Annotated in this window: 24 protein-coding genes; 17 read left to right on the forward strand and 7 right to left on the reverse strand. The window is 41.3% G+C overall.

Going from position 1 to position 23,568, the window contains the following annotated elements; translation table 11 throughout:
- Positions 1-61: 61 nt before the first annotated feature.
- Genes ABJH64_RS08530 through ABJH64_RS08540 form a run of 3 tightly spaced genes read left to right on the forward strand, consistent with a single transcriptional unit; the run spans position 62 to position 2,968 of the window.
- Positions 62-727, forward strand: a complete 666-nt coding sequence (locus ABJH64_RS08530) for a hypothetical protein (protein WP_348274971.1) — start codon at positions 62-64, stop codon at positions 725-727.
- A 2-nt stretch (positions 728-729) separates the two neighbouring features.
- Positions 730-2,433 carry a capsule assembly Wzi family protein gene (locus ABJH64_RS08535; protein ID WP_348274972.1) on the forward strand — a complete coding sequence of 568 codons (1,704 nt, stop codon included), beginning with the start codon at positions 730-732 and terminating at the stop codon, positions 2,431-2,433.
- Positions 2,434-2,452: 19 nt separating this feature from the next.
- Positions 2,453-2,968, forward strand: a complete 516-nt coding sequence (locus ABJH64_RS08540; RefSeq protein WP_348274973.1) for an FKBP-type peptidyl-prolyl cis-trans isomerase — start codon at positions 2,453-2,455, stop codon at positions 2,966-2,968.
- Positions 2,969-3,261: 293 nt separating this feature from the next.
- Here ABJH64_RS08540 and ABJH64_RS08545 read toward each other — a convergent pair whose 3' ends face one another.
- Complete coding sequence (locus ABJH64_RS08545) at positions 3,262-4,074, reverse strand: hypothetical protein (protein ID WP_348274974.1); 813 nt, start codon at positions 4,072-4,074, stop codon at positions 3,262-3,264.
- A gap of 387 nt (positions 4,075-4,461) precedes the next feature.
- Positions 4,462-4,977, reverse strand: coding sequence for a regulatory protein RecX (locus ABJH64_RS08550; RefSeq protein ID WP_348274975.1), 516 nt, complete (start codon positions 4,975-4,977; stop codon positions 4,462-4,464).
- 72 nt (positions 4,978-5,049) lie between these two features.
- Here ABJH64_RS08550 and tpiA point away from each other — a divergent pair, with 72 nt between their 5' ends.
- From tpiA to ABJH64_RS08590, 8 genes are all read left to right on the forward strand, one after another.
- The gene (gene tpiA / locus ABJH64_RS08555) at positions 5,050-5,811 is read left to right on the forward strand and encodes a triose-phosphate isomerase (protein ID WP_348274976.1); all 762 of its coding nucleotides are present in this window, start codon (positions 5,050-5,052) and stop codon (positions 5,809-5,811) included.
- Between the two features lie 5 nt (positions 5,812-5,816).
- On the forward strand, positions 5,817-6,647 hold the full coding sequence (prmA, locus tag ABJH64_RS08560; protein WP_348274977.1) for a 50S ribosomal protein L11 methyltransferase: 831 nt from the start codon (positions 5,817-5,819) through the stop codon (positions 6,645-6,647).
- Positions 6,648-6,709: 62 nt separating this feature from the next.
- Complete coding sequence (locus ABJH64_RS08565) at positions 6,710-6,898, forward strand: hypothetical protein (RefSeq protein WP_348274978.1); 189 nt, start codon at positions 6,710-6,712, stop codon at positions 6,896-6,898.
- Positions 6,899-7,000: 102 nt separating this feature from the next.
- On the forward strand, positions 7,001-8,725 hold the full coding sequence (recJ, locus tag ABJH64_RS08570; RefSeq protein ID WP_348299803.1) for a single-stranded-DNA-specific exonuclease RecJ: 1,725 nt from the start codon (positions 7,001-7,003) through the stop codon (positions 8,723-8,725).
- Position 8,726: 1 nt separating this feature from the next.
- The gene (gene lptB / locus ABJH64_RS08575) at positions 8,727-9,464 is read left to right on the forward strand and encodes an LPS export ABC transporter ATP-binding protein (RefSeq protein ID WP_348274980.1); all 738 of its coding nucleotides are present in this window, start codon (positions 8,727-8,729) and stop codon (positions 9,462-9,464) included.
- Positions 9,464-10,987: a GH3 auxin-responsive promoter family protein gene (locus tag ABJH64_RS08580; RefSeq protein WP_348274981.1), complete on the forward strand. Its 1,524-nt coding sequence runs from the start codon at positions 9,464-9,466 to the stop codon at positions 10,985-10,987. The genes lptB and ABJH64_RS08580 overlap by 1 nt, the downstream gene beginning before the upstream one ends.
- Positions 10,988-11,058: 71 nt before the next feature.
- Complete coding sequence (locus ABJH64_RS08585) at positions 11,059-12,135, forward strand: DNA adenine methylase (protein ID WP_348274982.1); 1,077 nt, start codon at positions 11,059-11,061, stop codon at positions 12,133-12,135.
- A 1-nt stretch (position 12,136) separates the two neighbouring features.
- Positions 12,137-12,982, forward strand: coding sequence for a DpnII family type II restriction endonuclease (locus tag ABJH64_RS08590; RefSeq protein WP_348274983.1), 846 nt, complete (start codon positions 12,137-12,139; stop codon positions 12,980-12,982).
- A gap of 97 nt (positions 12,983-13,079) precedes the next feature.
- Here ABJH64_RS08590 and ccsA (ABJH64_RS08595) read toward each other — a convergent pair whose 3' ends face one another.
- From ccsA (ABJH64_RS08595) to ABJH64_RS08615, 5 genes are all read right to left on the reverse strand, one after another.
- Entirely contained in the window at positions 13,080-15,602 is a 2,523-nt protein-coding gene (gene ccsA, locus ABJH64_RS08595) for a cytochrome c biogenesis protein CcsA (RefSeq protein ID WP_348274984.1), read from the reverse strand.
- A gap of 28 nt (positions 15,603-15,630) precedes the next feature.
- Positions 15,631-16,047, reverse strand: a complete 417-nt coding sequence (locus ABJH64_RS08600; protein ID WP_348274985.1) for a cytochrome c maturation protein CcmE — start codon at positions 16,045-16,047, stop codon at positions 15,631-15,633.
- 11 nt (positions 16,048-16,058) lie between these two features.
- The gene (locus tag ABJH64_RS08605; protein ID WP_348274986.1) at positions 16,059-16,301 is read right to left on the reverse strand and encodes a CcmD family protein; all 243 of its coding nucleotides are present in this window, start codon (positions 16,299-16,301) and stop codon (positions 16,059-16,061) included.
- 14 nt (positions 16,302-16,315) lie between these two features.
- Positions 16,316-16,990, reverse strand: coding sequence for a cytochrome c biogenesis protein CcsA (ccsA, locus tag ABJH64_RS08610; protein WP_348274987.1), 675 nt, complete (start codon positions 16,988-16,990; stop codon positions 16,316-16,318).
- A 219-nt stretch (positions 16,991-17,209) separates the two neighbouring features.
- On the reverse strand, positions 17,210-17,875 hold the full coding sequence (locus ABJH64_RS08615) for a heme exporter protein CcmB (RefSeq protein WP_348274988.1): 666 nt from the start codon (positions 17,873-17,875) through the stop codon (positions 17,210-17,212).
- 175 nt (positions 17,876-18,050) lie between these two features.
- Between ABJH64_RS08615 and htpG the strand changes: the two genes are divergently transcribed.
- The 6 genes from htpG (at position 18,051) to ABJH64_RS08645 (ending at position 23,423) form a co-directional block, all read left to right on the forward strand.
- Complete coding sequence (gene htpG / locus ABJH64_RS08620) at positions 18,051-19,937, forward strand: molecular chaperone HtpG (protein WP_348274989.1); 1,887 nt, start codon at positions 18,051-18,053, stop codon at positions 19,935-19,937.
- A gap of 341 nt (positions 19,938-20,278) precedes the next feature.
- Positions 20,279-20,503 (forward strand): hypothetical protein, encoded by a 225-nt coding sequence (locus ABJH64_RS08625; protein WP_348274990.1) that lies wholly within the window; start codon positions 20,279-20,281, stop codon positions 20,501-20,503.
- Positions 20,504-20,614: 111 nt separating this feature from the next.
- Positions 20,615-21,862, forward strand: a complete 1,248-nt coding sequence (locus ABJH64_RS08630; RefSeq protein ID WP_348274991.1) for a DUF4221 family protein — start codon at positions 20,615-20,617, stop codon at positions 21,860-21,862.
- Between the two features lie 117 nt (positions 21,863-21,979).
- On the forward strand, positions 21,980-22,396 hold the full coding sequence (locus ABJH64_RS08635) for an Rrf2 family transcriptional regulator (RefSeq protein WP_348274992.1): 417 nt from the start codon (positions 21,980-21,982) through the stop codon (positions 22,394-22,396).
- Between the two features lie 75 nt (positions 22,397-22,471).
- A complete protein-coding gene (locus tag ABJH64_RS08640) occupies positions 22,472-22,744 on the forward strand; it encodes a DUF2061 domain-containing protein (protein WP_348274993.1) in 273 nt (90 codons plus the stop codon).
- Positions 22,719-23,423 carry a phosphoadenylyl-sulfate reductase gene (locus ABJH64_RS08645; RefSeq protein ID WP_348274994.1) on the forward strand — a complete coding sequence of 235 codons (705 nt, stop codon included), beginning with the start codon at positions 22,719-22,721 and terminating at the stop codon, positions 23,421-23,423. Before ABJH64_RS08640 ends, ABJH64_RS08645 begins: the two co-directional genes overlap by 26 nt.
- Positions 23,424-23,568 lie beyond the last annotated feature (145 nt).

The raw sequence follows: 23,568 nt of genomic DNA on the forward strand, positions 1-23,568 counted from the left end.
GTCTGCTTTGGCCGCTTTTTTGTTTCTTTGCATCATTGTATTTTCTAACTCATTGAATTTGATGAATTATAAAAATTGGCCTAAAGAAGTGAATGCCCTTCTACTGCTCTTGGTCTTAGCTTCATTTTTCTCTTGTGCTGATACTTTGGAATCAGAGCAAGTGGTTTATTCCAATGATTTTTCGGATGCTGATCTTGCTGGTTTTGTAAATGGAAGATTTATCATTTTTGAAGGCGATACCATCGTAGGGTATTATCATAATGAGGAACTGTCAGTAACGCTGACCGGTTTGCCAAGCCACAATCTTCTTAAAGTTACACTCGATATTTTAATCCATGATACGTGGGATGGAAATACATCAGATGGAGTGAGTGGCCCAGATCAGTGGTTTTTTGGGGTGGACAATGAGGAAGTTTTCAGAACCACTTTTTCCAATACGCCTTGTGAATCCACTTACTGCCTATATCAGTCTTATCCAGATACATTTTCCCAAACCAATCGACCTAAGACTGGAGCAGTCCAAACTAATATGCCTGGTCTTTGCTTTTTCGGAACCACGCCTAATTACACCTCTCGATACAGTATTTCTAAAATTATTGAGCATAAAAATTCCGATGTGAGAATCTACATGGATTCCGATTTGGTAGCTGAGAATTCTTTTGATCCTAAATGTGATGAGTCATGGTCACTGTCAGGGATAACAGTAGAAGCGCTTATCCTGAAATGAGTATGATGACTATAAAATTTTTGAAAGGCTGTTTTGGAGCTTTGTTTCTAACTCTTCTTGGAAGTCATTTCGCCGCGGCTCAGACGGTACCTGTCGGCACTCCGGTGCTGGATGATTACCTCCGACGAGCCCAATTGCTAGGTCTTGTTGACTCTGCCTCTTCGTTTATGATTCGGCCGCTATACCCGGTGGAGGCTTTCGGAATTAGCTATGCCTTCGACTTGGATAGCTCCGTGGTGGACATGGATCAATCGAGAATCAACCGAGTTTTTGGCAAGGATAATCAAGGGAAGTTTTTGATGATGCCCGCGGTAGCTAAGTTCCAGTATAATTCTACTTATGCGTTTGGAGTGAATGATGGAGCCTTTATTCCAAATCGAGGAATTCAGACCATCCTAAGTCCCGGTGCCTATTTGGAGTATGGAGGATTTACCCTGCAATTTCAACCTGAACTCTTGATCGCCCAAAACCGAGATTATTTGGGCTTCCCGATAGAGCATCAGCTAAGCATCCTGTACTATTACGACTACATGAATCGTATAGATATGCCAGAGCAATTTGGCGAGGGTTCCTATTCTCAGTTTTACTTAGGCCAATCCAGTCTTCGTTATAATTTCAAGGAGTATTCTGTGGGTGTGTCTTCAGAAAATCTATGGTGGGGTCCTGGACGGAGAAATTCTCTTTTGCTTGGCAACAATGCTCCGGGATTTGTGCATCTGACAGCCAACACGCGCAAGCCTGTGAAGACGGGAATAGGTTCATTTGAAGGACAAGTAATTGGAGGTTTCCTGAGGTCATCTGGATTTCTGCCTCCTTGGCCTGATTACCGTATTCAAGAAAACAATGTGTTGATTCCTAAGCCTGAAAACGATAAGCGATTCTTATCTGGATTGGTTTTGACTTATCAGCCTAAATGGGTTCCGGGTCTTTTCTTAGGTTACGGATCCACGAGTCAGATGTATCAGGATGATATTTCTAGTCTTGGAGATCTTCTTCCTGTATTTAATGGTAGGAAAAAAGCTCAGAATATAGTCGATCCTATCCAAGAAAAGAGGCAACAATTCAGCTCTGGTTTTTTCAGATGGCTTAGTGCTGAGGGGCGTTTCGAATTCTACGGAGAATATGGAACTCGGGACAATGACCGTACCCTGAGTGACTTTATGATTACTCCTGAGTCAGGCCGAGCTTTTACTTTTGGATTTTCTCACTTGATGAGTTTGAAAAAACCAGGTCACTACCTACAGATCAGTTCTGAGATGACCCAAACCGGCCAAACGATCAGGGATGACATCAGAGCATTGAAAACCTGGTATATCCACGAGCATGTAGTCGAAGGTTATACCCAAAAGGGACAAGTACTCGGAGCTGGTAACGGTCCTGCAAGCAATGTGATTTTTCTTGAGTTTGCCTGGGTGAAGGAAATGAATAGGATTGGATTCCAGATGGAGCGAATTGTGTACAATAATGATTTCTATTATTACAGGTATGAAGCTTCTAAAGATTGGAGAAATAAATATGTGGATCTGGTCCCTTCATTGATTGGTGATTGGAAGTTTGGCAACGTGATGGTCAATGCTCGCTTGCAATACGTCAATACGCTAAACTATAAGTGGTATCTGGAGAACAATCCTGACCAATACTTCGTCCCTGGCTATGACCGAAAGAACTTCGTGGGTCAGGTGGGAGTGGCATATATTTTTAACTGATAAACTCATTCAATAACTTATGAAAGTAGAAAAGAACAAGGTAGTAGCCGTGTGCTATGACCTCCAAGTGGACGATGGTGAGACAGGGATGGTGCCTTATGAAAAGGTACCAGAAGACAAGCCATTTTACTTTTTATATAATGCCGGTGAGGTGTTTCCGAAGTTTGAGGAAGCACTGCTCGGCAAATCAGCCGGTGATGAATTTACCGCAGATTTGGGATTTGAAGAAGCTTATGGAGATTATATAGAAGAGAAGAAGACGATCATTCCAAAGGCAAATTTCAAAGAGAAGGGCAAAGTGAATAAAAATCTTCTTCGTATCGGAAATGTAATTCCTATGCAGGATAATAAAGGCGGACAAATCCGTGGCGAGATCACCAAAATTGATTACAAAGGAGTTCACATGGACTTCAACCCTCCGCTGGCGGGTTATGATTTGTCCTTCAAAGGTAAAATCATAGCCGTTCGGGATGCGCTGCCTGTAGAAATAGAACATGGTCATGCGCACGGTCCTGACGGACATCATCACCACTAAAAAACCTCCATGCCCTATTGCCAAATAGGGCATTTGTCGTATAGCCTCCACACATATGATTTCCTAGTTTTGGTATGATAATTCATTCTAGCCATGACTAAGGAGAATCTAATTGATTTGATTAAAAAAGCCTCACTAATAGGGTTTTTCCTTGCTTTCATGCTTTGATATGAGCTAGAAAGTAAGTTCCTCTAGGTAGGTGTCAGAAAAAGTGGAGTATTTTTAAATAGATTGTTTGGACAATTGGGGTGATTGTTGCAACGGATTAAGGCCGCCGATTAGGTGGCCATTTTTTATTTTGAGCTTGCCAATAAGTTTATCTGCTCTTCTGCTAATGCCATTAGCCCTTCTATCCGATCCGAATTATACAATTTCAGCGCTTTCTGTAATTGATTGGATGCCTGATGGAAGCTTTGCTCGTTGAAGTGCGCAATCGCGTCATTGTAATACTGCAAGCCTGCCAGCTGAGTGAGACTGACTTGTCTAAAAATGGAGTTGTCCGAAAGTGCTACTTGCGGAGCACCAATCCGCTGATTGAGGGAAGCCGGCTGAGCTGATTCCGATGCTTTGTAGCCATCAAGATAAGCAGCTACTTCCGAAGGAGCAGTGATCATGCCACCCACAGGAAGCGTACTTTCTAAAATAATGTCATTTCCCTCATGATTGACTACGATAAACACGTGGTAATCTGTTTCTACCACTTTGTAATCAAAATCATATCGATCCAAAAGCATCGCCAATGCCGCCGAAGCACTTACACAATCGAATTTTCCCTGGTCAAGCATAGCATTGAATGTGGAATGCTGCTCGTAGGTTTTGAATAGCCGCTGATGGGATTTTTGGAAAATTTGACGAAGGACATTGAGGTGTGTGCCCTTCTTTTCAAATTTCTGATCCAACTCGGATATTAGGTTAGTCCATTTCTCGTCAGAAGGAGACTTTTCTGACTGAACCGCCCTGAAAAGTAGATAGGGATTGGATTGGCCCGCTTCCCAAAACTCCTTTTCAAATTTGCTGTCAAAGGGTAAATCCTCAATAGTATCCTGAGCCTTGGCCAAAAAGCCAAAAGCAAAAATAAGGAAGTATGTGAGGAGTACTTTTTTCAACTTGGATGAAGCTAATGTTACCAAACTTACGAATCGGGTTACGTAAAGTTAACAATTTGGTAACATTAGAAATATAGCAGGCCAAAACTTAACATAGGATAGGCAAGAGATCAGTGAGCAGTACCCTTATCGAATCTCAATGAGTAAACTTTCAGTAGTGAAGAGTGGAACTTGACACTTAAAGATCGGACTGTTAGTGCTGAAGCGTGGAATCTTACTCGTGTAAGACTCCAGACTTGTGCCTTATTCAATATAGTCTTCAGACTGCCACTACAGGACATCTAGCAAGCATAAGTCTGAAGGCTTCAAGATCCCAGACCCAAACCTAGGTGCAACAGATAGGTCAGAAAACTTGAACCAGACTCTAGCTTGAATCACTGAGCCTGATTACTGAGTCTGATCACTAATTAAATGCTCAATCGCTTCTTTTATCAAGTCCATTTCAAAACCCTTGGTCATCAGGTATTGAGTGACTTTGTACTTTTTCTTAAAAAAATCAGGTTCTTGAGTACTTTCCCACTTTTTCTCAGTTCGGGTCAACAGTGTGTCGTAGTATTCCTCTGGATCTATTTCATTCAACCCTTTTTTAATGAGAGTTTCAGCTATTTCCCGCATTTTGAGTTCCATGCGGATTCTGTTTTTTCCCCATTTTTTCAGTCTGAACTTACCTCTTGCAAAAGCTCTCGCATAGCGTTCTTCGTCCAGGTATTCCTCAGCGGTGAGTTCAGCTAGCAGCTTTTCAGCCTGCTCATCTTTGATTCCTTTTTCGTAAAGCTTTCGCCGGATTTCCCAGGGACATCTCTCTTGATAGGCACAAAATGTCGTCAGCTTTTCGAAAGCTTCCTCCATGGACCAGGACTTTTTTCCCGACTCATTTAGCTTATTTTTTCCCCAACTGGACATTTTCCGTAATTTTAAACCAAATTAGAGTGAATCCCTTTTTAATCAAACCTTATTAAATTTTCAAAACTAATCATGCGTAAGAAAATCGTAGCCGGAAACTGGAAAATGAACATGACTTTCGAAGAAGGTCAGACCCTTACTTCCGAAATTTTAAATATGATGAAAGATGAGCATTCTGGTGAAGCCATCGCAGTACTCAATCCTCCTTTTCCTCATATTTTCCCAGTTAAAAAACTTATCGGTGAAGCTCGAGGCGTTTTTATCGGGGCGCAAAATTGCTCTGACAAAGAAGCCGGTGCCTATACAGGTGAAGTTTCTGCTAAGATTCTTGCATCCTTCGGTGTTCAATATGTGATCATAGGCCACTCTGAGCGCCGTGAATATTTCAAAGAAAGCAATGAAATGCTGGCTGCCAAAGTAAAACTTGCACTAGCGAATGGTCTAACTCCGATTTTCTGCTGTGGTGAATCTCTTGAAATCAGAAACGCCGGTACGCATGAGCCCAATGTGAAATTCCAATTGACAGAAGGACTTTTTGACTTAAGCCCTGAGGATTTTTCTAAAATTGTCATCGCTTATGAGCCAATCTGGGCTATCGGAACGGGAAAAACTGCTAGCTCTGAGGAGGCGCAGGACATGCATGCAGCTTTGAGAAGACATGTAGCTTCTAAATATGGCAAAGACATCGCAGACAAAACTTCCATTCTATATGGCGGTAGCTGCAATCCAAAAAATGCACAAGAGTTATTTGCCAAGCCAGATGTGGACGGTGGACTGATCGGTGGAGCTTCACTGAAGTCACGAGATTTCGTTGACATCATCAAATCTTTCTAATTAAAATGGATTACCTGGAGTTTAAGATCACCTGCCTGGAGGAATTCCAGGAAATCCTTATAGCAGAACTATCCATGATAGGCTTTGATTCCTTCCTCGAGACTGAGGAGGGAATTGATGCTTATACACTGGAGTCAGATTTCGATAGAGAGGCATTCGATGCTGTTATTTCCCAATACAAAGAGGCAGCTGAGATCCAATTGACGGAGGGGATCATGCCTAAAGTTAACTGGAACGAGGAGTGGGAGAAAAATTACGACCCCATAGAAGTAGATGAACTTGTGTATGTCAGAGCTTCTTTTCACCCGAGCAAAACTGGTTTTCAACACGAAATAGTCATTAATCCCAAAATGTCATTTGGGACTGGGCATCATGCGACGACTTTTCAGATGCTTAGACATCAGGGTCAGTTGGATCACCAAGGCAAAAGAGTGCTAGACGTAGGTTCTGGGACGGGAATTCTAGCCATCATGGCTCATCTGCTTGGGGCGAGTAAAGTTGAGGCCTTTGATATAGACGATTGGTGCGTGGAGAACGGCAATGAGAACTTTGATCTGAATGGTCTGACCACCCGCATGGGACTTGGAACCATCAGAGATGTGCAGCCTCAGGGTGAATTCGATATTGTTTTGGCTAATATCAACAAGAATATCCTGCTTGACGAAATGGCTCTTTATGCTGATTTGGTTAAAAAGGATGGTTTTTTATTACTCAGTGGATTTTACACGCAGGATATCGAGGACCTAACGGATCATGCAAAACCACTTGGTCTGACTCTGATTGCTCAGCAAAGCAAAGACAATTGGGCAGCGTTGATTTTGCAGAAAAAAGCTTGAAGACAGGAGATCAAAGACTGAAGTAACTTAACAACTTTGCCAGTTAACACCTTATAACTTTAATGACCGAACTGATTATATATGCTGCCGTTTTTGTCTTATTGATTGGACATTGTCTTATGGCGGGAAAGATGTATCGGGCGGTGCATGCGAATACTAGCTTGACCTTGCATCAGAAGAATGATTGGAAGCTCAAAGCGCTTATTTTCCCGGTTTATTTTTGGGGAAAATATAAAGAGGCTACTAGTTAGTTTTTCTGCTCTGCGCTAAACTTTTGGGCTCAATAGCCGATAATGAAACAAGTACTTTTAATTTATACTATCACAAGAAACTTAGCTTACTAAATTACCCTCATGGAGTACCTCTGGAAACAAAAGCCAAAAACCTCACAAGCTGCCATAGATCAGTTGAGCAAGGAGATCAATGTCAATCCGACATTGGCCAACATGCTGATCAATAGAGGAGTGGAGAGTTTTGAGCAGGCAAAGAGTTATTTCAGGCCATCTTTGGTTCAGCTTCATGATCCTTTTTTGATGAAGGATATGAGAGAAGCGGTAGATCGGATACAAGCAGCGATTGCTGGAGAAGAGAAGATCATGGTCTATGGGGATTACGATGTGGATGGCACCACAGCTGTTGCGCTGATGTATGGATTTCTGAAAACCTTCTACCCAGAGGTAATTTTTTATATTCCAGATCGCTACAAGGAAGGATATGGTATTTCGGAAAAGGGCGTTCGCTTTGCTGCAGAGAACGGTATTAAGCTCATAATAGCGCTCGATTGCGGGATAAAGGCTATAGCAAAAGTAGCTTTGGCGAAGGAACTTGGGGTTGATTTTATTATTTGCGATCATCATACGCCAGGCGATGAATTGCCAGCAGCAGTAGCCGTGCTGGATGCCAAGCGTAGAGATTGTGATTATCCATACAAGGAATTGAGCGGTGCAGGCGTAGGGTTCAAGCTGATCCAGGCATTAGCGATGAAGCGCGGAATCGATTCTTCGCAGCTGGACACTTACTTGGATTTGGTGGCAGTGAGCATCGCAGCGGATATAGTGCCGATCACTGGAGAAAATAGGATTCTGGCCTATTATGGACTGGATCGATTGAATAATACGCCAAGGCCAGGATTGAAGGCATTGATGCTGAGTAGTAATCTGGAAAAGGACATTGGCATAGCTGATGTGGTGTTCAAAATCGGTCCAAGGATCAATGCTTCTGGTAGGCTGGAACATGCAAAGGCTTCCGTTGAGCTTTTGATTTCTTCAGACTTGGAAGGTGCGATGGAACGAGCCAAAGTGGTGGATGAGGTGAATGCCACTCGGAGGAATTTTGACGAGAACATTACCAAGGAGGCCTTTGAGTTGATCGCATCCCGTGAGGAGTCGGTAGAGTGGAATTCCACAGTACTTTTCAAAGAAGACTGGCACAAGGGAGTAATCGGAATCGTAGCGAGTCGTTGTATTGAGAAATATTATAGACCTACGATCATTTTGACGGAGTCCAATGGAAAAGCAACCGGAAGTGCAAGGTCTGTGGTGGACTTTAATATCTACGAAGCCATCGAAGAATGTGCGGATTTGCTTGATCAATTTGGGGGACACATGTACGCAGCGGGTTTGACGCTTTCTGTGGAAAATGTCCCAGCGTTTCAGGAGAAATTTGAGGCTGTGGTGAAGAGTAGAATTCAGGAAGTTCACCGCAAGCCCGTAATAGAAGTTGACGATGAATTGTCCTTAGATCAGATTAATTACAAGTTTTATAATATCTTGAAGCAAATGGCGCCTTTTGGTCCTGGAAATACTGAACCTGTTTTCCGTATCTCAAATGTCTATGCCGAGGATGTAGCAGTGTTGAAGGACAAGCATTTAAGGTTCAAGATCGTCCAGGATGGTCAAGTTACCACACCGGTTTGTCTGGGATTTGGGATGGCAGATCGGGCAAAAGACCCTGATCTCACGACTGTAAATATGCTTCGGGGCAAAATGAGATTTGATATAGTTGCTGAAATGAGAGAAAATGTATTTCGCGATAAGAGCAGTTTGCAACTCTACGTGAAAGACATAAAATTTGATTGATATGATTCTTCGAGCTGAGCATTTAGTAAAAATCTATAAAGGGCGCCGGGTGGTGAATGACATCTCCGTGGAGGTGAGCCAAGGCGAGATAGTTGGACTTTTAGGTCCAAATGGAGCCGGCAAAACCACTTCATTTTATATGATCGTTGGGTTAATTCAACCAAACGAGGGTAAGATTTTTTTGGAAACAGAAGATATCACCAGTCGGCCTATGTACAAGAGAGCTCAGGCTGGTATAGGCTATTTGGCACAGGAGGCTTCTGTTTTTAGGAAACTTTCCGTGGAGGAAAATATCATGGCTGTCCTGGAAATGACCAAAATGCCTAAGCAAGAGCGAAAGGAAAAAGTGGAAAGCTTGCTGGAGGAATTCAGTTTGACTCACGTGCGGAAAAACCTTGGAATGGTGCTTTCAGGCGGAGAAAGAAGAAGAACAGAGATCGCCAGAGCGTTGGCGGTTGATCCCAAATTCGTCTTGTTGGATGAGCCTTTTGCCGGAGTCGATCCGATCGCTGTGGAGGAAATCCAAACTATCGTGGCAAAGCTGAAGACAAAGAATATTGGCATTTTGATCACGGATCACAATGTGAACGAAACCCTCTCAATCACCGATCGCGCTTACTTAATGTTTGAAGGGAAACTACTCAAAGCCGGAACTGCCGAGGAACTAGCCGCCGATGAGCAGGTAAGGAAAGTATATCTGGGTGCTAATTTTGAATTGAAACGAAAAGTTTTTAACTGATGGCAGTTCTCAACTCACTGATGTCCTGGCTTTTCAAAAGCAGAATAGGTCAGATCGACAAGTTCAAACAACATCCAATTGCGGTTCAGGATGCAATTTTTAAAGAGCTGATAGCATCCGGCAGAGAAACAGAATTCGGGAAGGAGCACGGTTTCTCTGAGATTCGCAGCTACGAGGATTTTGTAAACCAAGTACCGATAAGGAATTACGATTCATTCAAACCCTTCATCGACAAAGCAATGGAGGGAAATGATCTGGTACTCTGGAATACCGAGATAGAGTGGTTTGCTAAATCTTCGGGTACGACATCCAGTCGTAGCAAGTACATCCCAGTGACGCATGAGAGTCTCGAGGAATGTCATTACAAAGGCGGCAAGGACATGATTGCGATTTACATGCACAACTACCCAGATTCCAGACTTTTTGCAGGCAAGTCACTAACGATAGGAGGTACGCTCGAGCACAATCCGCTCAATCCACAAGGCACAGCCAGAGCAGGAGATATATCTGCGGTAATCATGGAAAACCTTCCATTTTGGTCATATTTTGTCAGGACTCCCTCGAAGGAAACCGCGCTGATGGGAGAGTGGGAAGCCAAAATTGAAAAGATGGCGCGCGAGACCATGGACGAAGATGTGACCTGCATGGCTGGAGTTCCTACTTGGACTATTGTACTTTTACAAAAAGTACTGGAGCTCAAGAAAGCGAAGAATATAACGGAAGTTTGGCCCAACCTGGAGGTGTTTTTTCATGGAGCGGTTGCTTTTGGACCCTATAGAAGTCTTTTCAAGGAGCTTATTCCTTCTGAAAAAATGCGTTACATGGAGACCTACAATGCATCGGAAGGTTTCTTCGGAATTCAGGATCAAAAGGATTCAGATGAGTTGTTACTCCTGTTGGATTATGGGATTTTCTATGAGTTCATTTCGATGGAAGAGTGGGAAAGCGAAAATCCAGAAGTCATTCCATTAGCTCAAGTAGAATTGGATAAAAATTACGCTTTAGTGATTACTACCAATGGTGGACTCTGGCGATACAAAATCGGAGATACGGTCAAATTCACTTCTACCGCACCTTATAGATTCAGAATATCCGGCCGTACGAAGCATTTTATCAATGCCTTTGGCGAAGAGGTGATTGTGGAAAATGCGGAGAAAGCAATTGAATTTGCTGCCGAGCGTACTCAAGCGACGATTGCCAACTTCACCGCTGCACCTGTTTATTTTGAAGGATCTGGATCCAAAGGGGCTCATGAGTGGATTATAGAATTTCAAAAAGATCCAACCGATCCAAAAGAGTTTAATCGACTTTTGGATGAACACCTACGTGAAATAAACTCGGATTATGATGCTAAGCGCCATAAAGGGCTAGCGTTGGTAGAACCTATCATACACCTTGCGCCACGAGGTCTTTTTGAAAAGTGGATGCGAAATAGAGGCAAGCTGGGAGGACAACACAAAGTGCCAAGATTATCCAACTCTCGGGAATATTTGGAGGAGATTCTAAGGATGATGAAGGAATAGCTTTTTGATTGGAAGTTAGAAAAAGTTAAATTCTAAGCTTTATTGGTAACAAGAATAAACCTAAAATTTGTATGCAGGACTTGCAATTATTTCCATTTGATTCAGATCACTCTGTCGAGTATCAAACTTCAAGATATCCTTTGATGAGGTATATGGGAAGTAAAAATAAGCTAGTTCCTTGGATTCATGAGGCTTTGAAAAGCCTAGAATTCGAATCGGCATTAGACGCATTCTCTGGATCAGGAGTTGTTTCATACCTTATGAAAGCCATGGATAAAAAAGTTTATTCAAATGACTTTTTGAATTTTTCTTCTGTAATTTCAAAAGGAGTAATAGAAAATAATACTGAGGTAATTGATTCTAATGATTTGAGGCGTTTACTTGATATGAATGCGAAGTCAGATGATTTTATTCAAAAAACATTTAAAGATATTTTTTATGACTCAGCCGACCTTCTTTTTTTGGATGCAATTTCAGCAAATATTTCTCATCTAGATTCAAAATATAAAAAAGCATTAGCCTACACTTCACTGTTCAGATCTTGCTTAAAGAAACAACCTCGTGGAGTATTTACAATTTCGGGTAATCTAGATAGATATAATGATGGTAGGAGAGATTTGAGATTATCGCTCAAAGAACATTTTGTAGAACAAGTGAAAATCTACAATGAGGTGGTTTTTGATAATCATAAAGAAAATGCTTCTTTCAACTTAAATGTTTTCGATTTCAGCAATAAAATGTATAAGCCTGACTTAGTTTATATGGATCCTCCTTATGTGCCAGCCTCTGACGATAACTGCTATGTAAAGCGATATCATTTTTTGGAAGGTCTTTCAAAATATTGGAAGGGCGAAGAGATTATGAAAAATACCAAGGTGAAGAAAATCAAGAAAAAATATACTGCATTTTCTTACAGGAAAACTGCTATTCAAGCATTTGAAGAAATGTTTGATAAGTTTTCTGATAGCACTTTAGTTTTGTCATATTCTTCAAATGCTTACCCTGATTTGGAAACACTAATTTCTATAATGAGAAATCATAAATCAGATGTTGAAGTCAAAGTTAAGCCTCATAAGTATCATTTTGGCAATCATTCGTCAGTGTCTAGATCAAACGTCAATGAGTATTTAGTGATAGGTCAAAGTTAATATGAAGAGGCACAGACAAACGAAAAGCCAGCTAGTAGAAGATTTAGGAGAAGTTTTGACCGATTGGAAAGATGCTTTTGCGATGAAATTTATTGATTATCTAAATAAATTTGAGGGAAAAGATGACTTGACAGAAGATCATCTTTTGAATTTACTGGAAGAAGATTTTGATATAGCTATTACTCTTTTTCGAATAATTCTAGAGCAATCTAAAGATGAATTTACAGAAACGTTAAAAGCTATTTTCTTTGAGAATCCTAGAGGCTATGGTAAAACATCCTTTAAGTTTAATCCTGAAGCCTATGTAAAAACGCTAAATAAACTAGGCTTAATTTCGAAAATAAATGAGATGTCTTCAAGAGCCTTTTCGTGGAAAGACATCATTCAGGAACGGTTGAAAATGGGGAGAGGAAGTGCTATCAAAGGCCAAACAAGAGGTAAAAACCTAGAAGATTTCGTAGAACTCATCGTCAAGGAGGTTTTCGGCGCATTCCAAATACGAAAAAGTTTTATTGGGTCAAATGGGCTTAGCTCTGCTAAGGCTGATTTTTGTATTCCATCAACTGAACAACCTAGTATCGTCATAGAAGTGAAAGCTTATGGGGCTACCGGCAGCAAGCAGAGTGATGTAATAGGTGACGTCCAGAAAATAATTAATGAAAAGCGTAGCGACACCTATTTTCTTCTAGTGACAGATGGAGTCACATGGACAGCTAGACTTCGGGATCTTGAAAGGTTAGTTGAATTTCAAAACTCTGGTGATATTTATCGTATTTATACTCAGAAAATGAAGCAAGAGCTACTTGAGGATTTGATTCAATTGAAAACTGAATTATTCATAGATTAGTAATGTCCCAAAATTTTTTTTAAAATCAACAAAGCCCGGCGATATCGTCGGGCTTCCTTGTTATATAGTTCAGCTTTAAGCTTTCGTAGCTTAGACTTTAAACCTCCATTCCTTTATCTCTCATCTTTTTGAACTCGTCAAATCTTCTGAAGATCGCTACTGTGAAGCCTATCAGCATCACGATCGTACCGATCCAAAGTACATTGATATAAGGCTTTACGATTGCCTTCATTACCACGTAGTCTTTTTGGTATTGATTGACCTTGAAGACAAACTTATTTTCCTCAGGCAGAATGTTTTCCAAACTAATTTTCAGGCCCAACTCATTATCAATCACAGGCAATTTACCCACCTGATTGTTTCGGATGATGAAGGTAGGCTGCAGCAATTTTTCTACGTCATAATCCAGAATTCGAAGGTTTGCCCGCACAGCTACGTCACCCTCCTGAAGTACATAGCCATCAAGTTCCTGAAGGACATCTGCCCCATCGAAATAGGTTACAAAGTCCGCTACATGGAATTGCTCGCCTGGCGCTACTTCGTAGATTTCATCTTCTTTCCAATCGGGATCTTCCGAATCATTCATCGCAGCCACATAGGTATAGAGATCCTTGTCAATGAAAATCCGCGAAGCTGGCGAAGATATCAAACCACCCATTCCCTCGTTGAACTGAGACATCGGGCTGAGCGAAAATTTCATCACTTCATTCTGGTAATATTCGATCTGGAAGTAATCATTCTCTTCTAGGACGATATCTACCTCATCACCTTTTTGGAAATAATCCTTATAATCTTCCAGAGCAAGTGCCTTGTTTACTTCACCTGTAGGCTCTAGGATTTTGGCAGGAACGTACTCAGAGATACCTTTCACTTTTTTCTGACGTCCCCGATATACCACCGTGTAGTCTTTCATCTGGGTAGGTTTATTGATCCAAAGGAGCACATGCTCTTTGTTCAACTCGTCTTCCCAGCTATTGCTGTATGTCAATCCTGACATATTGATAGAAATGGTGTCCGAATAGCCTGAGCTAAACATGATGCCTATGAGAATCATGCCTAATCCTATATGTGCCAAAGAACCGCCTGCTAGTTTGAAGCTAGATTTTTTTAGAATTTTTGCCAATATCACTGAGTTGGCAGTGATCGTAAAGGTACCCGCAACCACCACGATGATGTATTGCCAGTCGTAAACTTTGCCCAAAACTATAATCGCAGCAGAAAGCAGGAGTGAGATGATGTATGGGGTCAGAAGCGCATCTTTCAATGCTTTCTTGTCCATTTTTTGCCACCAAAAGAATTGTCCTACTGCAGTAAGCATCGCTAGCGCTACTGCAAACCAGAGTTGGAACTTGGTGTAAAACTCTACCTGATCTGCCGGAGGAGCCATATTAGATATACCGCCGAAGCTTTCCACCATCGCATTCCATGCCGGAATAGAGGTTGGAAGAATGACCTGAAAAGCCATCAAAGCCAACGTAGTTGCGCCGATGAATACCCAGAATTCACGGGAATAGACAGATGCCTCTTTCTCAGAAGTAGGGATATGTTTCCATGCTCTTACGCTAAGCACTACAGCAATCACAAGGAAGAACAGCATGTAGATCAGCAATTGACCAGATAGTCCAAGGTCGGTGAATGAGTGCACAGAAGCATCTCCCAATACACCTGATCTCACTAGGAAAGTGGCATAAAGAACTAGAATGAACGTCATGATCACCAAGACTATAGAAGTCTTGAGCGCGGTAGCACTTTTCTTGAAAGTGATCATCGTGTGGATAGATGCTACCAGAATCAACCAAGGCACATACACGGCGTTTTCAACTGGATCCCAGTTCCAGTACCCACCAAAGTTCAGTGTCACATAGGCCCAGTAAGCCCCCATGATAATTCCCATTCCCAAGATCATGGCAGAGAAAATCGCCCAAGGCAAAGCTGGACGAATCCATTCAGAGTATTTTTTGGTCACCAGTCCGCCCATCAGGAAGGCAAAAGGAACCAAGGTAGAAGCATAGCCCAAGAACAAGGTAGGAGGGTGAATCACCATCCAGATGTTTTGCAAAAGTGGATTCAATCCTGTTCCGTCTTCTGGTACAAAGTCAGGATTCATCTGGAAAATCGGCGCCTGAGTAGCATCTCTCAACAGAATAAATGGAGAACTACCGATTTTCAACTCACCGATTACCACGCCTAAGATCATGGAAACCAAGAATGCCTGCACAAGCGCAAACACGACCATTACAGGGGCTTCCCAGAATTTATTGGTAAAAATCAGGATGGTCCCTAGCACTACATTCCAGAAAATCCAAAGGATAAAGGCCCCTTCTTGACCCTCCCAGAAGCTGGAAATCATGTAGTGAACTGGTAGTGCTTCCGAACTGTGTGAATAGGCGTAGAAGTATTCGAAGCGATGATTGTAGATGATCTCAAAAAGTGAAAAAGCGATCATCACTGCGGAAACACCGTGGATAGCGAAGCTGATCCTGCTGAATCTTTTCCAGCTGGCTTTCTCAAGTTCGTTTGCTCGGAAGTACTGAAAGTAAGCGTATGCGGTAGTCAGAGCACTGACGAAGGCCACTATGGTCATGAAGTGGCCAAGATTACCGATAAAGGTATTGATCATGGATTTTATATTCTAACTGAGCTTAAACTCACATTCCTGCCGCCTGCACTTCAGTTTCCTGATATTTAGAAGGACATTTCATCAGGATTTTGTCTGCAATAAATATTTCGTCATTCTTGTATGAACCGATCACCACTACAGATTCTGAACGAGTGAAATCTGCTGGTACTGGCTCATTGTAAAAGACCTCTTGCTCCACCCCCTCGTTGTCCACGAGCATGAAAGTAAAAGAGACTTTATCCTCTCGCACGTTCAACCCAACTACTTCACCACTCGCATCTTTTTTCAGCTGACCTACCACGTGGATAGCTTTATCATCTCCGTCCTGCTTCATTTCTTTGGCAGTGGTGAAGCTTTCGTAGCTACTTGCATCACCGATGGATGTCATGATGATTACTATTGCTATCGCAATAATTCCGAGTCCGAATAAATGTCCTCTTTTCATATTAGCTAAATTTAGGAACGAAGATTTTTTTCAAGTTTGCTGATCTTTCGATCGGTACTGATTAAGTAGCCGGTGATTCCTATGAAAATGATCGCGATAACACCAACCAACACGTAGATTTTGCCATCACCGCGCATCACATCTGCCATTTCTACTGAGCTATTGGTGTAGTCAGATTCTGTGACAGCGATTTTCTCTTGTGCCAAAGCAGAAAGACTGAAAACCAGGAGCACTAGGGTTAGTAATTTTTTCATTTAATAAGTATTAATCAAGAATTAATCATACGGTCTTCAATCGTCCTCTCCACCCTACGCATTCTCACGCGCACGGTTGCTATCCAGGTTCCAAATAATGTCCAACCAATAATGGCCGGGTAGAAAACCGCACGAAGTTTAGAGTCCAAATCGTAGGCATTGAAACCTGGGTTTCCACCGTTTCCAGGGTGCAAACTATCTGTCAATCTAGGCAATACAAAGATAAGTGGGATAAAAGCCGCGAATGCGAAGATGTTGTAAATGGCTCCAATACGGGCTCTTTGCTGCGAATCAGTTAGGGAATTTCTTAGAATCAAATAGGCAAAATACATCAAGATTCCGATGGCAGCTGCATTCTGCTTGGGATCTCCACTCCAGTAGTCTCCCCAAGTATATTTGGCCCAAAGCATCCCAGTGACGATTCCTAAAACGCCAAATAGAATCGCCGCGTTGGTGAATTCTACCGCCAAGTCATCGTTTCGAAGGTCATTTGTTCGGAGGTATTTGATACTGTAATAAACTGCTACCACGAGCATCAGGATCATCCCAAACCACATGGTCACGTGGAAGTGAAGGGCACGGATGGTTTCGTTAAGGATAGGAAGTCTTGGGGCTTCCATCAGCAAGCCTGCGATAATGGTGTACAGCAGCAGGGCGATTGCAAGAATTTTCCACCAGGATTGGCGCATAGGGCAACTTTGCTAATTCAAGCGCAAAAATAAGTCATAAGTTCCTGAAAACGGTACTTTTTGCAAAGTCTTTTGAGGGGAAGTAAGATATTGGATTTACGATTTACGAAGTACGAGATTGTAAGAACTTCAAGGGGTTTTATTTAGATCTAACCTTCATTGGATGCAATCATATACTATTCAAGTTTTTCAATCTTCCAATTTTTCAATTTTCAAATCTTAAGACCTCCACAAATACGGAAACAAGATATATCCTGTCACGGCGACTATGGCATTGATCGCTAAAAGTGTGAGTAAATAATCCATACTCACGCTCCAATCTAATCCATCAAGTGCGTTTTTGGATATTCGGATAGCCATCAACAGGATCGGTATAATCACCGGAAAGCTCAGAATCGCCATTAGCGTCGCATTATTTCCTGCTTTGGAAGCTATGCCGCTGACCATCGTCAGGCTGGCTGAGAAGCCCATGGCTCCCAATACTAAATTCAGGATAAACAAACCTTGATCTCCCACGGGATTACCTAAGATCACTGAAAAAACACTATAGCCTAGAAGTGCTAAAATCAGAGTTAGTCCTGTGTTGTAGATGATCTTAGACAGGATGATCGCCTCCGGAGAAGCGATCATGTAATAGTAGAGTTGTCGGCCCTGATGCTCTTGCACAAAGCTTTTTGCCACCGCATTCACTGCTGAGAATAGAATAATGATCCAGTACAACGCATTCCATGTCGGAGAGGAAATATTTCCCTGCTTCGCTCCTACACTCAGATAGGTGATAAAAACTGCGGAAACCACATAAAGCAAAATCCCATTCAGCGCAAATTTCTGTCGCCACTCTAGCGTGACTTCCTTATGAATTAAGACGGTGATTTCTTTCCACATCGCCCAAAGGTAAGTCAGAAGTATGAAGTGAGAAATCTAAAATCGTGAAATTTCAGATTTTTCACTTTTGATTTCTGACTTTCGTTTCTGCCAAATTGACACCAAATCTCCTTTGGAACAACAGTTGCAATTCTGTGCCCGACAAACAAGTGTTTAACTAAACTAATTTATAGCCATGCAGGAAAAAGGCACGATCTCGATACATACCGAGAACATTTTCCCGATTATCAAGAAGTTTCTCTATTCTGATAACGAGATTTTTCTAAGAGAACTAGTTTCTAACGCAGTTGATGCGACGCAAAAAATCAAGCGTTTAGCGACATTAGGTCAGTACACGGGCGAACTTGGTGACACCACGGTGGAAGTGAGTTTTGACGAGAAAAAGAAAACCATCACCATCTCTGACCACGGGCTAGGGATGACTGCAGAGGAGATCAAAAAGTACATCAATCAGGTGGCTTTCTCCGGTGCAGAGGAGTTCGTAGAGAAATTCAAAGATGCCAAAGATGCTAATGAGATCATCGGTAAGTTCGGTCTAGGTTTCTATTCAGCTTTTATGGTTGCTGATACGGTAGAAATCAACACGCTTTCCTACCAAGAAGGTGCCGAAGCTGCTAAGTGGACCTGCGATGGTTCTACTTCTTTTGAAATCTCCAAAGGAAAAAGAAAAGAGCGCGGAACGGACATTATCCTTCATATCAACAAAGACTCTGAAGAATTTCTGGACAAGTGGAAGCTTCAGGGAATTTTGGATAAGTACGCGAAATTCCTTCCGGTTCCGATCAAATTTGGAACAAAAACCGAATCCGTAGAGGATGGAGTGGACGAGGAAGGCAAGAAGAAATGGAAATCTGTAGAGGTTGATAACCTCATCAATACCACTGCTCCGATCTGGACGAAGTCACCAAGTGAACTGACAGACGAAGATTATCTGAAGTTCTACAAGGAACTTTATCCAATGTCTGAGGATCCGCTTTTCTGGATTCACCTGAACGTGGATTATCCATTCAACTTGACCGGAGTGTTGTATTTCCCTAAGGTGAAAAACGAATTCGAACTTCAGAGAAATAAAATTAAGTTATTCAGCCGTCAGGTCTTCATCACTGATGAAGTGAAAGACATCGTCCCTGAGTTCCTGATGTTGCTTCATGGTGTGATCGACTCTCCGGATATTCCGCTGAACGTATCTAGAAGCTTCTTGCAAGCGGATGGAAATGTGAAGAAAATCAACTCTTACATCACCAAGAAAGTAGCAGATAAGCTTGCTGAGTTGTATAAAAAGGATAGAAAAGCATACGAAGACAAGTGGGATGATATCGGACTTTTCGTGAAATACGGAATGATCTCTGAGGATAAATTTTACGAAAAAGGTAAAGACTTCGCCTTGTTGAAAAATGCAACTGGTGAGTACTTTACCATAGAAGAATACCAGTCTAAGGTGAAGCCAAATCAAACAGATAAGAATGATCAGACGGTTATTCTTTATGCAACTGATCTAGACAAGCAAGATGGATTTATTCAGTCTGCAAATAATAAAGGCTACGATGTCTTGGTGATGAACTCACCGATCGACAGCCACTTTATCCAAAACTTGGAATCCAAGCTGGAGAAATCTCAGCTGAAGCGTGTAGATGCTGATGTGGCTGAGAAGCTGATCCAGAAGGATGGGACCTACGCCAACTTGCTGACTGAAGATCAGAGCAAGGAAGTGAAGGAAATCTTCGACAAAGCGATCAACAACAAGACCTACACGGTAGAAGTGGAAGGCTTGAGTCCTGAGGAACTTCCGGTGACGATCACTATGGAGGAATTCATGCGCAGAATGAAAGAAATGGCTGCTACTGGTGGTGGAGGAATGGGCTTCTACGGTTCACTCCCTGATGCGTATAAAGTCGCGATCAACGGTAATCACCCTGCGGTAGACAAAGTCCTGAAAGCTGAAACTGAAGAAGAGAAGATCAAAATTGCTAAGCAGTCATTTGATCTGGCCCTTCTTTCCCAAGGCTTGCTTACGGGCAAAGATCTGACTGCCTTCGTGAAGAGAAGTGTGGAATTGCTTTAAGTAGCATATAGGCCGGTTATGTCACCCTGAGCGAAGTCGAAGGGTTAACTTATTATCCCCAGCTCAACAGTTGGGGATTTTTTGATTTCAAGTTTTTCAAAAAAGATTTTTTAATTGTTGACTACTAATATTTTGTCATATGCTAAATGATTAAAATATAAAGAGTTAGAAATTGTCTTTTAGCATGAACTAAAATTGATATCATTGATCGTCAGCTCTTTAACTAATTTTTAAAAAATATTCATACTAAAATTTGCATTTGTAGATTGGGGGGGGTATGTTTAGTTCAAGTTCAATGCGCAGAGGACTTTTTAATCAATCTTTTAACTAAAATAAGAAAAATGACAGCTTCAAAAAGAGTTTTTAGTTTTGTGTTTCTAGCCTTGTTTATGCTTGGCTTCGTAGGTTCCATTAATGCTGAGGAGGAAGAAGATGGTTTCCCTTCAAATACGGGTTATTGGGTTCAAAGTGGTAATAATACCTATTACTGCGAATGGTCTTTCTTCTCTTCGGTATGCCAATCCGGGGCTACCTCCGATGGGCCTCCTGAAGAATCAGGGGATTAATTAGTATGTTTCTACCCTAGCCTTTCAAGGTTACGGTAGTTTTTTAAACTTTAAGAAATGAGGGTCTTTGGAATCGTGTCTTATTTTGCCCTATGAATATTTAGATTAATTATGATAAAAAAATACTGTTCGATCATTTTCCTTACCCTACTTTTCTCTTGTTCTGAGGATAATCAATCAGATCATGGTGGAATTTATACATCTGCATCAAATAAAATCAATTCGTCCCTTGATGTTAATTTTATAAGAAAAGATGTTGAGCCTATCATCAATGAAGAGTTGAACCATAGGTTTCAGAAGATGAGTATGGATTATTTATGGGGAGACTCAGTTTTAATTTATCCAGTTGAAAATAAAATTTACCATGTGAATATTATTTCCGGGGCATTTCGGGTTGTTGAAATACCCGAATATGAGGTAAGAAATGAGATAATATATGCTTACCCCATCAGTATGGATTCCATACTCACCATACAGCGCATGCCTCCTATTTTGATGATAAATGATTCTAAAGGGAAAGTTTTGTATAAGGAGAATTTACCATTTTTTGATTTTGATGTTGATAATTTGTGGTGGAAAACGATGAATTTGGCTCTAGATAAGGGTAGTTTCAATTATAACTTACAACCGTTAAGGTCTATTTACTATGATAAAAAGAAGAATTGGGTGTATATCCCTTTTCTCCCTGTTGATTATATTTTTTTGGATAAAGTTGAAAATGCTCAAACAATAGGTGCTTTTGATCTTGAAAAGAAAGATTGGCAGTATGGATTAGGGGCCGCCCAAGGGTTAATGAAATTTCGGGGAGACAAAAATTATACTGGAATTTTTGACCGAAATTATTTCTTGGTGAAGGGTGATACGACCTATTTGACTTATCCTATCAGTCATCATGCTTTTTTGCTAGATACAGAGTCTGGGGAATTGATTGATGAAGTAATTGCCTCACCTATAGATGCTGACGCTATTCCAGAACCAGTTGAAAAGGAGTTGGTTTCATCTAGTGATTTTGTGAGATTAAACGAATGGCAATCGGGGTCACCATTTTACAGTGAACTTGCTTACCATAAGTCTGTTAACCTCTTCTCAAGAATTTATTTTCATAAGAAGTCCGTTGTTGATGGCTTTAAAGGTTCCTATTGGGAAGATCGGAAGACAACTCTTTTGGTTTTTGATCATGATTTGAACTTGATTGAAGAAATAGATTTGGATCCAAAAGTGTTTCAATTGTGGCGGTTTATTCCTACATCAAAGGGGTATTTGGTGTCTGAAATGAATCTTCAAAGGGAATTGGAAAACTCCGATGTAATCAAGCTAGGGTATACCGCCGAGTATATACTAGATGTTTCGGACAATTGATGTTTTAAAAATACTAGGTAATTAACAATGGTATGGCTTCATACCCGTTTTTTTTGTCATATTTATTAAAGCCTAGTACCGTACTAGGGTATTACCTGAAAAAGTTTATTTTTGTCTATGCTTTCTAAAAAGACCAAATACGCCCTGCATGCCCTGACCTACCTCGGCAGACACAAAGATGAGAAGACAGTTCTGATCCAAGAAATCGCCGAGGAGCATGGGATTTCGCACAAGTTTTTGGAAAATATACTACTGGAACTGAAGAAGGCAGGCATGCTTGGTAGCAAGAAAGGGAAAGGGGGTGGCTATTACCTGATCAAAGAACCTAAAGACATTCCACTTTCTAAGGTAATCCGTTTACTTGATGGACCGATCGCTTTGCTTCCCTGTGTGAGTCTGAATTACTATGAACCCTGTGAAGAGTGTAAAAATGAGGCAGTTTGTGGGATTAATAAGGTGATGATTCAGGTGAGAGATGAGACACTTAAAATACTGGAAAACAAATCATTAGAAGATATTTTGAACAAAGAGTAAAATTTTTTACCCATAAACCCTACATATTTTATAGGGTTTATATACTTTTGTGTATTACTCTCGTAAAAACCTAGTATGATTTTAGACCAACCACTCAAAAAGCTACTCAGTAGCAAGTCCGGTAAGGACAGCAATGCTAAAAGCTTACTTAAGTCAATCTCCTGGAGAATTGTTGGGACGATTGACACGATTATCATCTCCTATTTTGTGACAGGTGAGATGGTAATGGCGATATCAATTGGTTCAGTAGAAGTATTCTCCAAGATCATTCTCTATTACTTCCACGAGAGGGTTTGGGAAAACACTCCAAAAACACAAGCTGATGACACTCAAGAAAAATATGCATGAACTTGAAGCTCAGCTTTCTCAGCTGAGTGCGCAGGATGGGTTGGCGCTAATAGCTGAACTTTTCCCAGGTAAAGTGACTTTTTCGACTTCCCTAGGTCAGGAGGATCAGGTGATCACGCAGCTGATTGCTGATGCGCATTTGCCTATCTCCATATTTTCATTGGATACCGGAAGACTGTTTCCCGAGACCTTGGATCTACTTTCCCGAACTGAAGCCAAGTATAATCAAAATATCAACGTGTATTATCCAACTACAGACTCGGTAGAAAGAGTGGTTTCTGCTATTGGTATCAACGGGTTTTATGATTCTGTTGAAAATAGAAAATCCTGCTGCTTTGTGCGTAAGGTTGAGCCACTTAGAAGGGCATTAGCTGGAAATGAAGTCTGGGTGACGGGACTTCGTGCCGAGCAATCAGCCAATCGTAGCGATATGAAGCGCATCGAATGGGATGAGGGAAATCAAATTTTGAAGTTCAATCCCTTGTTGGATTGGACATTTGAAGATATGATCAACTATATAAACGAGAAAAATATTCCATATAATCCACTTCATGACAAGGGCTTTATCAGTATTGGTTGTGCGCCTTGTACCCGAGCCATCATGGAAGGTGAAGATGCGAGAGCCGGAAGATGGTGGTGGGAAGATTCGAAGAAGGAGTGTGGCTTGCATGCGAAGTGACAGATGTTTGATGTCCGATGTCGGGTGAGGGGCTCACTTCGATATTCATGATTGAACATTCATCCTTCGGCATGAAAAATTGGAATTAAGAAATAAGATCGATGGCAGACTGAGCGAAGTCGAAGCAAATAGAAGATAAAGTTTG

Origin of the sequence: Algoriphagus sp., from assembly GCF_039969895.1 — a bacterium.
Taxonomy (GTDB): Bacteria; Bacteroidota; Bacteroidia; order Cytophagales; family Cyclobacteriaceae; genus Algoriphagus.

Excerpts from the sequence above, each read along its gene's own strand:
- ABJH64_RS08530 (WP_348274971.1), top strand. The coding sequence starts at position 62 with ATGAATTATAAAAATTGGCCTAAAGAAGTGAATGCCCTTCTACTGCTC.
- ABJH64_RS08535 (WP_348274972.1), top strand. The coding sequence starts at position 730 with ATGATGACTATAAAATTTTTGAAAGGCTGTTTTGGAGCTTTGTTTCTA.
- ABJH64_RS08540 (WP_348274973.1), top strand. The coding sequence starts at position 2,453 with ATGAAAGTAGAAAAGAACAAGGTAGTAGCCGTGTGCTATGACCTCCAA.
- ABJH64_RS08550 (WP_348274975.1), bottom strand. The coding sequence starts at position 4,977 with ATGTCCAGTTGGGGAAAAAATAAGCTAAATGAGTCGGGAAAAAAGTCC.
- tpiA (WP_348274976.1), top strand. The coding sequence starts at position 5,050 with ATGCGTAAGAAAATCGTAGCCGGAAACTGGAAAATGAACATGACTTTC.
- prmA (WP_348274977.1), top strand. The coding sequence starts at position 5,817 with ATGGATTACCTGGAGTTTAAGATCACCTGCCTGGAGGAATTCCAGGAA.
- ABJH64_RS08565 (WP_348274978.1), top strand. The coding sequence starts at position 6,710 with ATGACCGAACTGATTATATATGCTGCCGTTTTTGTCTTATTGATTGGA.
- recJ (WP_348299803.1), top strand. The coding sequence starts at position 7,001 with ATGGAGTACCTCTGGAAACAAAAGCCAAAAACCTCACAAGCTGCCATA.
- lptB (WP_348274980.1), top strand. The coding sequence starts at position 8,727 with ATGATTCTTCGAGCTGAGCATTTAGTAAAAATCTATAAAGGGCGCCGG.
- ABJH64_RS08580 (WP_348274981.1), top strand. The coding sequence starts at position 9,464 with ATGGCAGTTCTCAACTCACTGATGTCCTGGCTTTTCAAAAGCAGAATA.
- ABJH64_RS08585 (WP_348274982.1), top strand. The coding sequence starts at position 11,059 with ATGCAGGACTTGCAATTATTTCCATTTGATTCAGATCACTCTGTCGAG.
- ABJH64_RS08590 (WP_348274983.1), top strand. The coding sequence starts at position 12,137 with ATGAAGAGGCACAGACAAACGAAAAGCCAGCTAGTAGAAGATTTAGGA.
- ccsA (WP_348274984.1), bottom strand. The coding sequence starts at position 15,602 with ATGATCAATACCTTTATCGGTAATCTTGGCCACTTCATGACCATAGTG.
- ABJH64_RS08600 (WP_348274985.1), bottom strand. The coding sequence starts at position 16,047 with ATGAAAAGAGGACATTTATTCGGACTCGGAATTATTGCGATAGCAATA.
- ABJH64_RS08605 (WP_348274986.1), bottom strand. The coding sequence starts at position 16,301 with ATGAAAAAATTACTAACCCTAGTGCTCCTGGTTTTCAGTCTTTCTGCT.
- ccsA (WP_348274987.1), bottom strand. The coding sequence starts at position 16,990 with ATGCGCCAATCCTGGTGGAAAATTCTTGCAATCGCCCTGCTGCTGTAC.
- ABJH64_RS08615 (WP_348274988.1), bottom strand. The coding sequence starts at position 17,875 with ATGTGGAAAGAAATCACCGTCTTAATTCATAAGGAAGTCACGCTAGAG.
- htpG (WP_348274989.1), top strand. The coding sequence starts at position 18,051 with ATGCAGGAAAAAGGCACGATCTCGATACATACCGAGAACATTTTCCCG.
- ABJH64_RS08625 (WP_348274990.1), top strand. The coding sequence starts at position 20,279 with ATGACAGCTTCAAAAAGAGTTTTTAGTTTTGTGTTTCTAGCCTTGTTT.
- ABJH64_RS08630 (WP_348274991.1), top strand. The coding sequence starts at position 20,615 with ATGATAAAAAAATACTGTTCGATCATTTTCCTTACCCTACTTTTCTCT.
- ABJH64_RS08635 (WP_348274992.1), top strand. The coding sequence starts at position 21,980 with ATGCTTTCTAAAAAGACCAAATACGCCCTGCATGCCCTGACCTACCTC.
- ABJH64_RS08640 (WP_348274993.1), top strand. The coding sequence starts at position 22,472 with ATGATTTTAGACCAACCACTCAAAAAGCTACTCAGTAGCAAGTCCGGT.
- ABJH64_RS08645 (WP_348274994.1), top strand. The coding sequence starts at position 22,719 with ATGACACTCAAGAAAAATATGCATGAACTTGAAGCTCAGCTTTCTCAG.